Genomic DNA, 15,004 nt, shown 5'->3' with positions numbered 1-15,004 from the left:
AGTATGATACTTTATTTTTTATCCTAAGATTTAAGCCCCTTGTGGATCGGGGCTTAAGAGATTACTTAGTATGAAACTTTATTCTACTCTCACATATAATAAAAAGGCGATGTCCATTTGGTTCATCGCCTTTTTTTGTTGTTGAGTGTTTCAACTCAATGTAGTTCGGTAAGCTGATTAACAGGCAATGACAACAGGGTGGCCGTGTGTAGGATGCGCAATGATATCGACTTTATGGTGGTAAACCGCTTCTATGATTTCAGGTTTAAGAGCCTTAGCCGGAATATCGTCTGCGGCAATTTTGCCTTGGTTTAGAATAACGATTCTGTCAGCGTATTGAGCCGCTAAATTAAGATCGTGCAGTACAGCGACAACCGTAGCGCCTTCATTTGCTAGCTTACGTGCCAACGCTAATGTTGTGTGCTGGTGGTGAATATCCAATGCAGAGGTGGGTTCATCCAGTAGCAAAATTTTGTTGTGATCACTTTGCTCCAGTTGGGTGAGTACACGAGCGAGATGCACTCGCTGTTTTTCGCCACCTGAGAGAGTAGGGTATGAGCGGAAACGCAGGTGCTCAACATCTGTGTCACGCATATGTTTTGCCACCACATCTTCAAGTTGCCGATTGGACATCGTTAACCCAATACCGCCCAACTCAATTACTTCTTTAGCCATAAAGTTAAACGACAAAGAACTGCTTTGCGGCAGTACACCCAAATGTTTTGCTAGCAATGGTGCTGACCATGAATCTCGCTCTTGACCAAAAAGTGCAAACTCGCCTTTTGTGCTGATTTCACCAGTTAGTGCTTTTAACAAGGTACTTTTACCAGTGCCATTAGGGCCAAGCAGAACCGTAAACTCGGCACGATTCAGTGTAAGGTCAATATTATCCAGTATGGTTTTATCACCAAGAGTCACGGACAAATGGCGTATTTCGACCGTTTCAATACCGGAGTATTCAATCGATTCTTTCGCTGTGTTTGATGAGGTAAATTTCGAAGATAAGAGAGGCAGCATTAGATTCGTCCCTTTTGCTTAATCAAAAGCCAAACAAAGAAAGGTGCGCCAAGCAATGCGGTGACAATCCCAACAGGCATATCTAAAGGTGCGACCACGGTTCGAGCCAACATATCGGAAATCAGTAATAACAGTGCGCCGAGAAAGAGCGTTACTGGTAATAGTGAACGATAGTTGGGGCCAATGATCATCCGGGCTAAATGAGGAACGATAAGTCCGATAAAGCCAATCATACCGCTTAATGCTACGGTGACTCCGACACCAAAGGCTGCCAATACAATTAGGCGACGCTTTAACGTCTGAACGTTAATGCCCATATGACGCGCTTCCGCTTCACCTAATAACATGGCGTTGAGCTTATCGGCATCACGATAGTAAGCGATAAACAAAATGATGAGCGTAGCAAAAGCGAGCCATAAACCTTTTTGATTGGCGCTCGCCAATGATCCCATCGTCCAAAGCGACAGGTCTCGAAGAGCTTGGTCATCGGCATAATAGTTGAGTAATCCTAATGCCGCGCCTGCCAGTGCAGAAATGGCGACACCGGAAAGCAGCATCATAGTGACGGAAGTTCCGTTACTGCTGGTGCCAAGGCGATATACGGCGAAGGTAGTCAAAGCGCCGCCGATACAGGCGAACATGGGTACCGTTCCGAATAACAGCAAGTTTGGATAGTGATTAGCAAGATCACCAAACACTACGATCGCTAAAGCTGCTCCTAATGCAGCACCAGAAGATACCCCTATGATGCCGGGATCAGCGAGCGGATTACGAAATAGCCCCTGCATTACAGCACCACTGATTGCTAAAATCCCTCCGACAGCGATGGCTAACAAAGTACGAGGCAAACGTACTTGTTGAACAATCATAGTGACGTGCGCAGGCAAGTCGTGGCTTGCTATCGGTAAAAGAGATTTCAAACTGTCAGATAAACTGATGTTCATCGCACCCATGCTGATGGAGGCGACTGTGGCCAAATAAAGTGCGACTGCCGATGAGATGCATAAGGCCTTGGCTGAAACCATTCTAGAATCTGTCATTGTTGTTTTTCTTCATTTTGATGAGCTTGAGACTCGACTTAATTGAACGTCTGGAATGTTTTATACAGCTCGTCGCTCAGTTCTAAACTTTCAAGTCCAAAGCCGCCAATGATGGCGCTACTGCTGACAGGAATAATGCGGTCTTTGCCTGCAACAGGTGTAGCCGCAAGAAGAGGGAACTCTTTTAGAATGCCTTCATGCCCACCTAATGCTTCCCAAGCACGAGTGCTGACCAACAAGAAATCAGGCTGCATTTGTACGATGGCTTCTGCGGTTAGTGGTTTGTATGAACTCATTTCTGATTTCGCAGGGTTCTGACCACCAGCAAGGTTGATGATCACGTCGATGGTGGTTTGATCGCCTGCGATAGTGGCTGGCCTGCCTTTGGTCAGCATGGCAAACAGCACTTTGGGTTGATGCTCAAGCTTGCGAGATTTCAGCTCATTTAGTTGCTTATCAATGGATGCTTTGAGTGCTTTTGCTTTCTCTTGCGTTCCTGTGATTTGCGCGATTTTATCGATACGGCCAAACAGGTCTTCTTCTGTATCTCCAGAAGGCACTGTTTCGACTTTTATGCCGCCACTTTTTAACAATGTTAAGGTGTTTTCCGGTCCCATTTCATGTGAGCCAATTAAATGAGTTGGTGAAAGAGCCATTAAGCCCTCAGCAGATAACTGGCGGTGATACCCTACTTGCGGCAAGGCTTCGTCAGCGTTGTATTTGCGGCTTGTTACATCCACAGCGATAAGCTGGTCTTTCGCGCCTAGCGCAATCAGTAGCTCGGTAATGCTTGAGCCTGCACTAATGATGCGATTGTTTGCCTGTGTTTCTTGTTGAGCGTAAGCCGATTCCATTGATAAAAAAGGAATCGATAAAAATAGACTGAATGCCAAAGCGAGTTTTTTCATTGTTGTTCTTCCATAACGATATTAGTGGCGGAAATTTGGTGTTTCTGCATGAATGCAAAGAGGTTGAGCATGGATTCCACATCGGCTTTTTTGTCTGCGGCAATCACAAGAGGTTTATCAGGGTAGGTGCTGCGAGTTTTCAGTAGTTCTGTAGTGAAAATCTTCCAATCACTGTATTTCACGCCATCTAATGCCCACTTTTCCTCTTCATTGTGCAAGATACCGATTGAAATAACGGGTTTATCTGGCGAGGAAAGTTGGCTGGCTTCTTCCGTTTTTGGGATGTCGACATTCAGTGTTTGAACACTGACATTCGCAGTAAGCAGAAGAAACACCATCACAATAAAGATGATGTCGATCATCGGTGTGAGATCTGGCTTAAATTCGTCTTCGCTATAACGAGAGTGTGATTGGATCATTACAGCACCTCGTCAGTGGTAACGGTATATTCGCTTTGAGTATCTGAGAAAGGGTCAACCACAATCCCCTCAATATGCAGATTGCTGTGATTCAGAGTGTACTCAATCTTGGCAAGCGTCTTCTCCACCCACATGCCTAGAAGTTGTGCACCTGTAATTGCAGGCAACGCGATGATCAAACCTGCGGCAGTGGTGGTCATAGCGAGACCTAAACCATCCGCTAAGGTTGCTGGTGAAATGACGGCGCTAGCGTCGGTCATGCCGCTAAACATTTCCATCAAACCTAATACGGTTCCAAGTAGTCCAATCAACGGGCTTATCACGCCAATCATCGACAATAGGCGAATGCCTGATCGAAACTGCTGTCGTTTTTTGAATAGCCAGATACCAACGGCTTCTTCACGGAGTGGTTTGGTAAAATGTCGATGACCCAAAAGCATGCGCATGGATTGAAATATCAGTTGCTTGCCGTTTAGTTCATTGTTAATAAACGCATCCACTTCCTGCGGGCGAGAAAAATCCAGTTTATGGATCCTTCTGAGGATTGCTGTGGTATGAGTACGGCTGTTGAGTAGCATGTAGATCGTACGTTCGACCAAGATAGCGATAGTGAGAAATGACATGATGATAAATGGCCATGTCATAAGGCCGAGCTGACTGTGAATATTGGTTAATGTTTGCATGATAGCGACTACTGTAATTGGAAATTAATGGGAATTTGTACCCGAAGAGCGATGGCTTGCCCTTGCTCTAGCTGATTTGAAAAACGCCATTCTTTGATTGTGCTTAGGGCCCGTTCATCAAGTACGCGGTGGCCACTGGACTCAAGCAGTAATTGCTTGATTTGATTACCTTGTTCGTCAAGCCACACCTCAATCAGAACCTTGCCTTCTAAGCCTTTCTTCCTTGCGATCCTTGGATAGGTCACAGGCGTTGGTTTTGCGTTAAATCTAGGTTTTTTCACCAACATAGGTTTACTGTCTTGTGCGTTTACCTGTGCTGGTGGAGTGTGCTGTCGCTTTTCGGTTTGGGGTGTTGCTGGTTTTTCCTTCGAAGGTTGAACAGAAACGAGTTCTTCAGCTTTGGATACACTCTTTTCGGGCTTGCTTAGTGGTTTCTGTTCTACGATATGAGTAGGGGTTTTGCTTCTAGCTTGATCTTTTTTCTGCTTAATAGGGAGACTTTTCTCCGGGAGAAGAGAAGCGGATTTTGTATTTGGCTTACGGACTAGCGCTTGCGTATTTTGTTGTTCAACTTCCGCTGGTTTTTGTTCCTTTGGCGGCGTTGCTGTTACTGTTTTCTCCGTGATGCTATTTTCGGTTTCAGTCACGGGCTTAACGGCAGAAATCGTCATCAGCTGAATTTGAAAAGATTGTGTTCCTTCCTCGGTCGAGACATTGATTGTGTCTTTCTGTGGGGTGTACGACAGCGCAATACCGTGTATTAGGCATGCTATTAAGCCAGCAATGAGATAACGGAGCTTTGTCATTTTCAGCCATTAATGAATCTATCAAAGAATGTTAAAAATGATAATATTCTTAAATGCAAATGATATCAAATATCATTTGCATTGTTAAAATGACTGGGTATGATAGCCACTCATCCGATTTTCGTTTTATAAATTAAACATTTTGAGTTGGGATTTGGCGAATGACTTGTTCAATAGTAGTGGTAACTACTTGAATGCCAAAGCGTAACTAGGAGTAACCATGTACACCACTTTTTCCGAAGAAGAAGTAAAACACAAAGTGACAGCAGCGTTGTCGGAAGATGACTCTACCCCAGTATTTAACATGTCTCAGAAATTGGGGGTAAGCGAAGGCGCCATTACTTTTGCTCTGCCTGACGAGATGGTAACGCGAGTAGCAGGTGAACACGCCCAGACTATTTTAGAACAGTTACCAGAGTGGGGAAGTGTTACGACTATCGTTCACTCTTTAGGCTCGATCTTTGAAACCAAAGCCAATTTCCCGAAAGGCAAAGAAGCGCACGGCTACTATAACTTAATGGGAAGAGAGGGCGAACTGCATGGTCATCTTCGCTTAGATCTCGTAGAACATATCGCGTTTGTGAGTAAGCCATTCCGAGGAATGGAAAGTTACTATATTGGTTTCTTCAATTCTGATGGGGATTGTGTGTTTAAAGTATACGTAGGCCGAGACAAAAAACGTCAGCTTTTCCCATCGCAGGTAGAAGCGTTTAAGCAAATGAAAAAGGAGTTTGCCGCGTGAATATAGAAAGTCAGCCACAAGAAAATGTTCAACGAGAAGAAGTTCGTCGTGAACGTCTGCAAGGTCGATTAGAGCCAGAAGTTCGTGAGTTTCGTGATTCTCGCAAAACCTTGCAGTTAGCAACTATTAACGCTGCTGGTATTCCGAACGCTACCTATGCGCCATTCGCTTTTGATAGCAAAGCTTATTACATCCTCGTGAGTGATATTGCCGCTCATGGGCAGAACTTAAAAACGAACCGCAATGTTTCGATTTTAATGATCGAAGATGAAAGTGAATGTAAGAACATTTATGCCCGTAAGAGACTGACTTTCGACACGCGCGCAGAACTTGTCGAAAGACAGACCGAAGATTGGGTCCAAGGTGTTGCCGCGCTAAAAGCGCGATTTGGAGAGATTATCGATAATTTAAGCCAGCTAGGTGACTTCAATCTTTACCGCTTAGTGCCTGAATCAGGACGTTACGTCAAAGGGTTCGGACAAGCGTTTGTTATTTCCGGCAATGACATGCTCGATTTTGTTCATTTAACAGAAGGGCATGTGAAAGCTGAAAAGGAGCGTATGGAGCAATAACTAATACTTAAAAGCCAATGCTTACTAAGTAAAGACATAATCTGAAATCTCAGCTCAACTAATAACAATATTCCCATAATTTTGATGCCTCGAAGCGGCTCGCGTGCGAACGCCGCTTGGATTCGTGCACTTCAAATTCAGGGAAACCACTGAGCTCACTTAACATTTAAACATGGACATAATAATGATTAAGCAAACTCCGCTTGCGATAGTTATCGGCGCGTTGCTATCAGCGCCCGCTGTTGCAGAAGAAACTACCTATTCATTTGACGAAGTCGTTGTGTCGGCAACGCGTATTGAACAGGATAAGAAGGACGTATCTTCATCTGTTGAAGTTGTTGATCGTGAAGAACTTGATGAAACGATGACTTCAAATTTGAAGGATACTTTCAAATATACACCCGGTGTTGATGCACAAGCTGACGGTCGATTTGGTGTTTCAGGTTTCAATATTCGTGGTATGGAAGACAGCCGTGTGAAAGTGATGGTTGATGGCGTTCAACAGCCAGTACCTTACAATCCAGGTGCTAGTCAGCAGCGCAAATATCCTAATACCATCGAGCTAGATACTTTAACATCGGTAGAAGTGAACAAAGGACCATCTTCAAGTTTGTTTGGTTCCGATGCCCTTGGTGGTGTGGTGTTGTTCCGCACAAAGAATCCAGAAGATGTTTTAGTTACAGAGGGCGATGAGCACCGTTTTGGTATTAAGAGTAGTTACTCATCGGTGAATAGTGAGTTCAAAAATACGCTAACTTGGGCTTTGCGCAAAGGGGATTGGGAAACGATCACTATGCTTACTTATGCCGATGGTAGTGAGTACAAAACGCATGGCGATGGTGCCGATGTCGTTGGCACAGATCGAGGCGCTGCAGATCCGGCTGATACGAAATTGATGAATGGTTTAGCGAAAGTCTTTTATCAAGCCAATGAAGCGCATCGCTTTGGTCTGACATTCGAATATTATGATTATCAAAACAATTCATACCTTGCATCCGAGGAAGGTTCTGGAATCAACATGGGTGCGATGGGGACTTTAGTTTATAACGATTCATCGGTACAAGATGAAAATACTCGAACGCGTGTTGGTTTTGAACACGACTGGAAAATGAATGCAGCGTTGGCTGATGAGTTATTGTGGAAGTTGAGCTACCAAGCGACAGAAAGCGAATCTGATAACTATGATATAACTAACTGGGGAAGTATTTATGTTGACCGTATGCGTAATCGTCAGCGTATTTCTAGCGATGATTCCATCCAGTTTGATGCTCAAGTTAACAAACTGATTGAAGCTGACGCGCACTATCATCAGTTAACCTATGGCGCGAGTTATCTTCAGAATGATTTCTCATTAGAGAATACAGACTATATTCTGAGCAGTGGTACACAATCTTCTGGGAGTACTGGTTTGCCGAATGCAGACGTGCGCCAGTGGGGTATGTTTATTCAAGATCAGCTATTCCTATTTGATGAAAAGTTAGTCCTTTCAGCAGGTCTTCGTTATGACTCATTTAAAACAACGCCTGAAACAACAGAAGGTTATGATACTGAGCAGGTGGGAAGCAGCAATGATGCGGTGACTGGTCGTGTAGGGGCTGTTTATCATGTCGCAGATATGTTTAGCCCGTACGTTCAAATCAGCCAAGGCTTCAAAGCTCCTACTGTTTATGACTTATATTACAGCTACAGTGAAGGGGTTATTTTCGAAGGGAATCCAAACCTAGAAGCTGAAACCAGCCTGTCTTATGAGCTTGGTTTCCGTGGTGAGAATAAGATCCTGCAATATGAAGCAAGTATTTTCTATAACGATTACAAAAACTTCATTACTGACAACGTCGTCGGTGAAGATGCAAGCACAGGTAAAGACATCATCACCATGCAAAATATTGATGAAGCGCGTATTTACGGTGCAGAGTTTGCCGCAACGGTTCTTGGTCCTAAAGGCATTTATAGCCGTCTAAGTTTGGCTTACGCTGATGGTGAAGATAAAGCGACAGGCCGCGAGCTAGATTCTATTGCGCCGTTTACTACAAATGTTGGCTTAGGTTATAACTCAGCAGACGAAAAATACGGTGCATTGGTTAACTACAAATTTGTAGCCAAGAAAGATGAATGGGAAGAAGAAGATAACGTTGAAGCGCCTTCGTACAACATTGTTGATTTAACGGCTTATTATCGTCCAATCAAAGACATGACTGTCCGTGCAGGTTTGTTTAACGTCTTTGACGAAAAATACTGGGTATTCTCTGACCTAAATGGTGAAAGTGACGGTTTAAGTGATTTTGATTCACAAGCCGGCCGTAACTGGGGTGCAAGCGTGGAATATAACTTCTAACCGTGAACTCTAGTTGATAAAAGGGCGCTTAGCGCCCTTTTTATTGCTAGTCTAGTTAGCCGCTTTCAAATACTCTTCCGCTTCTTTCACACCCATATAGCGACCTAGGGTTTTCATCGGCACATCGTGTAAATCCACTACAATCAAACCATCCAAGGCATCGTTGAATGCGGGGTCAACGTTAAAGCTGACCAATTTTCCGTTCAGTCCTAAGTACTGTCTCAGCAGGACAGGAATACCTTTCCCTTCATCAATACGGGCTATTACTCTTGAGAGCAATTGAAGATCCGCCAATGATGTTAATAGGCTCGCATTCCACTGAGCAGGCATCAAAGGTAATGGGTTTGATGCGACGACTAAGTTCGCTTGCTCGTTGTCGTAAAAGTGTAGCGTCATGGTATCGGCCAGCAAACGTCGTGCTTGGTCACTGTAATCATTGCTGATACTAACCGGGCCAAACAGGTGAGTGTATTGAGGGTTTCTATGTATAAATGCGCCAATTCCTTTCCATAGCAGAAGCAAAGGTGCCATGCTCTTCTGGTAGTGCTCATCAATCACTGAGCGTCCTAGCTCTATAGCGTTACCCATATTTTCTAGAAAGCGCGGATCGTAATTAAATAGGGTGCTGGAATAGAGTCCTTGAATACCTTGGGCTGCGACAATTTTGTCTACCAGCCCCAGGCGATAAGCGCCAACCATTTCATCGCGCTCTCTGTCCCAAATGAAAAGATGTAAATACTCTCGGTCATAGTCGTCGACATCTAAAGCCATACCTGTCCCTTCACCGACTTGGCGAAAGTTCTTCTCACGTAAGCGTCCAATCTCATGCATTAAAGAAGGAATATTCTCTGATTGAGTGCAGTAAACATCAAACTCATTCAGGCTAAGCAGCAATGATGATGAAGGAAGTGCTTCAAGGTCTTCAAGCAGTTCAACCAGAGGTAATCGGTCAGCGATCGGTTGTGAGGTTTCATCTAGGTTAGTTTTATCTCGTGAAAGACTTTTTTTTGCACCGAGTAGATAAGTGTTGAGACGCAAGTAATTAACCAGTTGCTGATCGCAAAGATGTTGCAGTTCTTTATAGTGGATTGCGTCGCTAATGGAGATGTCGATACAGGTTTGTTTTTTGTTGAGCAACTCCCTGCCGAGCATTACGGTACGAAGCAGTGGATGTATTTTCCCTGCCATATAAAAACGGGTGGAGTTGTGTCCTTCGATGTACACAGGTACGGCTGCCGCTTTATGCTTTTTAATCAAGCGGCTTACCGACTGGCTCCATTCTTTATCTTCCAATCGACGTTGTTTGCTATCTACCAATTGGGAAACTTCGCCAGCAGGGAACATCAACAATAAGCCGCCTTGCTCTAAATGTTTATGAGCCTGACGCATCGCTTGAAGGTTTGCTTTACGTGCTTTATCTGTTTCGAATACATCAACACCGATAAAGAGAGAGTCCAGTTCAGGAACTGTCTTTAAGTACTGGTTTGCCAGTATTTGCACATCAGATCGAATCGTAAGGAGCATCTCTGCCAAAATCACACCTTCAACACAGCCTAGTGGGTGGTTGGCAACGACAACCGTTGGTCCAATTTGCGGTACGTTGTTAAGTGAACCTTTTATCAGTTGGTAATCAATACCTAAAATTTCGAGCGTGAAGCGAAGGAACTGGCGAGTGTCGCCTCCTGCAGGACGCTGTGCATAGAATTTATCAAGTTGACTTAAACCCGTTGCCCATTCTGCTAGGTTTTCACCTAAACCAAACGGCGTTTTTCGTGGCAATTTAAAAGGGCTTTTAGACAGCATGTTAACCTCACAATACTTGTATTATTAGCCCATGCTAGAAGGCGAATATTTCACCTACGCTGCAGTTATATGAGTCTTTGATGGCGGATTTTTTGCAAAATGATGAATGTGGGATGGGGTAGAGAAGGAAAGGTATAAAGAAGGCCCTGTTATAACGAGCCTTCCTAAATAATCACATCCGCCATTGTGAAGAGAAACTCAACTGAGTTGAGATAGGTTATTAATTACCAGTCCTTTTTGTGTGCTGCTATCGATGATAATTATCTGCATCACAGGGTTTCCACAGTAGGGAATGAGTACTTTATGTAGCTTGGGGTCATTCGCCATTCTTTGGCTGATGATGGTGCCAAAAATCTCATCGTCAGAGGTGATCAATACTTCAGACTGGATGGCATTGTCGTCTTTAGTAAGCTGGAAAGTAGTTTGCTCCATTGTGGAAAAAGTACCCAGTGCGGAGTTTTTCTGGGGTTTGGTTCTGGTGTTGAGTGGTATGTATCTGCTCTGATTTACGTTGTACAGATGAGAGAAGGTTCTGATGGTGGATATCACTCTGATAGGGGAAGTGTGACTCTGTGGTGACTACGTGGAGAGTTTCGGCTGACCTAATGGACCAGAGCTTACCGGAAGTAATCGCGGACCGGATATAGACCGGACCAGAAAAGATAAAGGCGCATGAATTTCTTCATACGCCTTATCGGGATTTGGTGGCCCCTATGTGACTTGAACACATGACCAATCGATTATGAGTCGACTGCTCTAACCACTGAGCTAAGGGGCCGAATAGGTCAATGATTATAGGGGAAGGGCTTGGGTGTGTCTAGACACAAAGTAAGGTAATAGCGCTTAGTTTTTATCCACTTAGAACTGTAGATAATAAAAAAGGCGAGCTATCGCTCACCTTTTATTCAATGCTTTATGAAAGCTTGCTGTTCCGTTATTCGTCTAGGAAGCTGCGCAGAGTTTCTGAACGGCTTGGGTGACGAAGTTTACGTAGCGCTTTAGCTTCGATCTGACGGATACGTTCACGAGTTACGTCGAACTGCTTACCAACTTCTTCCAAAGTGTGGTCAGTATTCATATCGATACCGAAACGCATACGAAGTACTTTTGCTTCACGAGGAGTTAGACCACCCAAAACGTCACGAGTTGCTGCACGTAGGCTAGTTGCCGTTGCAGAATCTAGTGGTAGTTCAAGTGTTGTATCCTCAATGAAATCACCTAGATGCGAATCTTCGTCGTCACCGATTGGTGTCTCCATTGAGATTGGCTCTTTAGCAATTTTCAGTACTTTACGAATCTTATCTTCCGGCATTTGCATACGTTCTGCCAACTCTTCTGGCAGAGGCTCGCGCCCCATTTCTTGTAGCATTTGACGAGAGATACGATTCAGTTTGTTGATCGTTTCAATCATATGAACAGGGATACGGATCGTACGAGCTTGGTCTGCAATTGAACGAGTAATTGCCTGACGGATCCACCATGTTGCATAAGTCGAGAACTTGTAACCACGACGGTATTCAAACTTGTCCACTGCTTTCATCAGACCGATGTTACCTTCTTGGATTAAATCCAAGAACTGTAGACCACGGTTTGTGTATTTCTTAGCAATAGAAATAACCAGACGTAAGTTCGCTTCAACCATCTCTTTCTTCGCACGGCGAGCTTTCGCTTCACCAATAGACATGCGACGGCTGATATCTTTAATACGGTTTACCGTTAAAGATGTCTCTTGTTCGATAATACGTAGTTTCTGAATTGAACGACGAATATCTTCTTCATCTTCACGGATCTTAGCTACATATGGCTTATCTGATGCAAGAATTTGGTCAAACCAAGCCTCATCAGATTCATTGCCAGTAAATACCGAAATAAATGATTTTTTCGGCATCTTAGCTTTTTCAACAACAGTGCGCATTATCAGACGTTCTTGTGTACGTACGCGATCCATAGAATTGCGTAGAGTATTCACAAGATGATCAAATTGCTTAGGTGTTAAACGAAATTCACGGAAGACCGTTAGCACAAGTTCAGTTGCTTCTTGAGCTTTGCTGCTGTTGTCGCCATGCTCGTTGATCGCTAGTTGAAGATTCTGATATTGATTGCGAAGCTCAGTAAATTTCTCTAAAGCAAGTTCAGGATCGATACCAACTTCTTCATCATCGGAATCGTCTTCGTCATCTTCGTCTTTATCTTCATCATCGGAGTCGTCTTCGTCATCTAGGTCTGAACCTGTTAACTCTGAACCGATGTGTGTTGCTGTTGGTGCTTCACTTTCAGCATCATCAGGGTCTACAAAACCACTAATGATATCGGTTAGGCGAAGTTCCTCAGCTTGAACTTTGTCAAATTGATCAAGAATGTATGGAATCGTTCCAGGGTATTCAGCAACAGCGCTTTGTACTTGGTTGATACCATCTTCGATACGCTTCGCGATATCGATTTCACCTTCACGAGTTAGTAGTTCTACTGTACCCATCTCACGCATATACATACGAACTGGGTCAGTTGTTCTACCAATCTCGCTCTCTACGCTAGACAGCGCAGCAGCAGCAGCTTCAGCTGCGTCTTCGTCGGTGATGGTTTCATCATCATTAAGAGCTAGATCATCAGCGTCAGGGGCAGTTTCTACAACTTTGATACCCATGTCATTGATCATCTGAATAATATCTTCTACCTGTTCAGAATCTACGATTTCTGCTGGTAGGTGGTCATTTACTTCGGCGTAGGTCAGATAGCCCTGCTCCTTGCCGCGAATGACAAGTTGCTTAAGCTGTGACTGCGGATTTTGATCCATAGACGGTATCCAACTTCGTATCTGGTGAAGGAATAGTATGCGAAATGCAAACCACGAATAATAACAAATTAATTTGTTGCTGACTATTCAAACAGGGTTACGCTTTCAAATCTCTCATGAGTTCTTGAAGCTCCCTTTTTTCGTCGCTTGATAAACCGATACTTCTTGATTTAGCGAGCAAGTTTTCAATTTGTTTCTCTACGCACTGGGCAATAATTTTGTCCAATGAGTCAAAAAATAGTTCGTTTTGATTATCTTCTACAAGTGGGATATCCCAGCTTGCAAGTCGAGACAACAGTGCCTCGTTTTTTGTGTTTCGCCAATGCTCTAACAATTGACCCGTCTTTATATGGGGTTGTTGTTTGCACTTTTCAAGCACTTCCGTCAACAATTTCAACCCTGGAATGTCCAAACCTTGAGTAGTAGAAAGGTCTGGCACCATATCAGCATAGCTCGGATTCTGAAGAAGCAAAGCGATGACATCTCTCATCGGTGTTCGCTTTATTTCTTTATGCGGTTGAGGTCTAGTTTTAGAATCCGTCGGTAGTGTTGGCTTTTTATAAATCCCAGTCGTTTGACCTAAAATTTTAAGTAACTGATTTTGCATGGACTCATCAGGTACTTTATTAATTAAAGGAAGAGCAAGCGCTTCTAATGCTGCTTTGCCTTCGTTGTTACCTACATCTACTTGAGTCAGCAAATTAGAAAATAGATATTTTGATAATGGTTCTGCATTGCGAACCATTTCTTCAAATGCTTCTTTACCGTTTTTACGAACAAAGCTGTCAGGATCTTCGCCATCTGGAAGAAACAGGAATTTTAATATGTTGCCGCTTTTCAGATAGCTAAGCGCATTTTCCAGTGCTCGCCATGCCGCTTCTTTACCTGCTCGGTCACCGTCATAACAACAAACCACAGTATTGGTTTGTCTGAACAACAGTTGTAGATGGTCGCCTGTGGTTGATGTTCCTAGAGAAGCTACGGAATAATCAATGCCATATTGCGCCAGAGCAACTACATCCATATAACCTTCGACCACGAGGATCTGCGGTGGTTCACGGTAAGCCTGTAAAACTTCATAAAGTCCGTACAGCTCTTTGCCTTTATGGAAAATAGGTGTTTCAGGTGAGTTCAGATACTTAGGCGTACCTTCGCCAATCACACGACCACCAAAACCAATCACTCGGCCTCGACGATCCCGAATCGGGAACATAACGCGGCCACGAAAACGGTCATAGCGTTTACCGTTGTCGTTTTCAATCAACATGCCGCCAGAAACCAGCATGTCTTGGGCATGTTTTTGTTGTCCGAAATTCTTTCGAACTAAATCCCATTCGTCAGCCACATAGCCAATACCGAACTTTTGAACAATCTCGCCGGATAAACCGCGATTTTTTAAATATTCAATGGCATGACGGTTAGCTGGAACTTTAAGTTGTTGACGATAAAACTGAGCGATGCTGCCCATTAAATCGTAAAGATTACGTTTTTCGTCGCTGCTAACTTTTGGTGTGTTACTTTTGAAACCACTATTTGAGCGTTCTTCTCTGGGTACTTCTAGTCCGAGAGATGAAGCTAATTCTTCAATTGCTTCAGGAAACTCAAGGCGTTCGTACTCCATCATGAAGTCGATGGCGTTACCATGTACGCCGCAGCCAAAACAGTGATAGAACTGCTTTTCTTGGCTTACGCTAAATGACGGGGTTTTTTCATTGTGGAATGGACAACATGCACCGTAGTTTTTGCCCTTTTTTTTAAGTTTCACACGTGCGTCGATAACATCGACAATATCAAGTCGAGCTAGGAGGTCATCGATAAAGCTACGAGGGATCTGTCCTGCCATAAAACCTAAAAAAAAGATAAAAACGAATGTGCAAGGTCAACA

13 protein-coding genes and 1 tRNA gene are annotated in these 15,004 nt (G+C 43.8%); 3 read left to right on the top strand and 11 right to left on the bottom strand.

All coding sequences use genetic code 11. The annotated features are described in order from the left end of the window. Nucleotides 1-177 precede the first annotated feature (177 nt). Genes ACRQQK_RS19355 through ACRQQK_RS19330 form a run of 6 tightly spaced genes read right to left on the bottom strand, consistent with a single transcriptional unit; the run spans nt 178 to nt 4,873 of the window. Nucleotides 178-1,017: a heme ABC transporter ATP-binding protein gene (locus ACRQQK_RS19355; RefSeq protein WP_457514131.1), complete on the bottom strand. Its 840-nt coding sequence runs from the start codon at nt 1,015-1,017 to the stop codon at nt 178-180. Further along, nucleotides 1,017-2,057 carry a FecCD family ABC transporter permease gene (locus ACRQQK_RS19350; protein ID WP_457514129.1) on the bottom strand — a complete coding sequence of 347 codons (1,041 nt, stop codon included), beginning with the start codon at nt 2,055-2,057 and terminating at the stop codon, nt 1,017-1,019. Before ACRQQK_RS19350 ends, ACRQQK_RS19355 begins: the two co-directional genes overlap by 1 nt. A 38-nt stretch (nt 2,058-2,095) precedes the next feature. Further along, entirely contained in the window at nt 2,096-2,965 is an 870-nt protein-coding gene (locus tag ACRQQK_RS19345; RefSeq protein WP_457514127.1) for a heme/hemin ABC transporter substrate-binding protein, read from the bottom strand. Beyond that, on the bottom strand, nt 2,962-3,384 hold the full coding sequence (locus tag ACRQQK_RS19340; protein WP_457514125.1) for an ExbD/TolR family protein: 423 nt from the start codon (nt 3,382-3,384) through the stop codon (nt 2,962-2,964). The genes ACRQQK_RS19345 and ACRQQK_RS19340 overlap by 4 nt, the downstream gene beginning before the upstream one ends. After that, on the bottom strand, nt 3,384-4,067 hold the full coding sequence (locus tag ACRQQK_RS19335) for a MotA/TolQ/ExbB proton channel family protein (protein ID WP_457514123.1): 684 nt from the start codon (nt 4,065-4,067) through the stop codon (nt 3,384-3,386). Before ACRQQK_RS19335 ends, ACRQQK_RS19340 begins: the two co-directional genes overlap by 1 nt. 8 nt (nt 4,068-4,075) lie before the next feature. Beyond that, on the bottom strand, nt 4,076-4,873 hold the full coding sequence (locus ACRQQK_RS19330; protein ID WP_457514121.1) for a TonB family protein: 798 nt from the start codon (nt 4,871-4,873) through the stop codon (nt 4,076-4,078). Between the two features lie 220 nt (nt 4,874-5,093). Here ACRQQK_RS19330 and hutX point away from each other — a divergent pair, with 220 nt between their 5' ends. The 3 genes from hutX to ACRQQK_RS19315 all read left to right on the top strand — a co-directional run bounded on the left by hutX (nt 5,094) and on the right by ACRQQK_RS19315 (nt 8,522). Further along, the gene (hutX, locus tag ACRQQK_RS19325; protein WP_457514119.1) at nt 5,094-5,615 is read left to right on the top strand and encodes a heme utilization cystosolic carrier protein HutX; all 522 of its coding nucleotides are present in this window, start codon (nt 5,094-5,096) and stop codon (nt 5,613-5,615) included. Continuing rightward, nucleotides 5,612-6,187 carry a heme utilization protein HutZ gene (gene hutZ, locus ACRQQK_RS19320; RefSeq protein WP_102955389.1) on the top strand — a complete coding sequence of 192 codons (576 nt, stop codon included), beginning with the start codon at nt 5,612-5,614 and terminating at the stop codon, nt 6,185-6,187. Before hutX ends, hutZ begins: the two co-directional genes overlap by 4 nt. A 184-nt stretch (nt 6,188-6,371) precedes the next feature. Further along, nucleotides 6,372-8,522 carry a TonB-dependent hemoglobin/transferrin/lactoferrin family receptor gene (locus ACRQQK_RS19315; protein ID WP_457514117.1) on the top strand — a complete coding sequence of 717 codons (2,151 nt, stop codon included), beginning with the start codon at nt 6,372-6,374 and terminating at the stop codon, nt 8,520-8,522. 51 nt (nt 8,523-8,573) lie between these two features. Here the strand turns inward: ACRQQK_RS19315 and ACRQQK_RS19310 are convergent, their stop codons facing one another. From ACRQQK_RS19310 to dnaG, 5 genes are all read right to left on the bottom strand, one after another. Next, on the bottom strand, nt 8,574-10,325 hold the full coding sequence (locus tag ACRQQK_RS19310; protein WP_457514115.1) for a lysophospholipid acyltransferase family protein: 1,752 nt from the start codon (nt 10,323-10,325) through the stop codon (nt 8,574-8,576). Between the two features lie 198 nt (nt 10,326-10,523). After that, nucleotides 10,524-10,757, bottom strand: coding sequence for a hypothetical protein (locus tag ACRQQK_RS19305; protein ID WP_457514113.1), 234 nt, complete (start codon nt 10,755-10,757; stop codon nt 10,524-10,526). A gap of 270 nt (nt 10,758-11,027) precedes the next feature. After that, nucleotides 11,028-11,103 (bottom strand) — tRNA-Ile (locus ACRQQK_RS19300). A 156-nt stretch (nt 11,104-11,259) separates the two neighbouring features. Further along, on the bottom strand, nt 11,260-13,119 hold the full coding sequence (gene rpoD, locus ACRQQK_RS19295) for an RNA polymerase sigma factor RpoD (protein WP_457514111.1): 1,860 nt from the start codon (nt 13,117-13,119) through the stop codon (nt 11,260-11,262). 97 nt (nt 13,120-13,216) lie between these two features. After that, nucleotides 13,217-14,962, bottom strand: a complete 1,746-nt coding sequence (dnaG, locus tag ACRQQK_RS19290) for a DNA primase (RefSeq protein ID WP_457514109.1) — start codon at nt 14,960-14,962, stop codon at nt 13,217-13,219. Nucleotides 14,963-15,004: the final 42 nt, after the last annotated feature.

It is taken from the genome of Vibrio sp. C8 (assembly GCF_054051265.1).
This window is presented reverse-complemented; position numbering and strand designations above follow the sequence as displayed.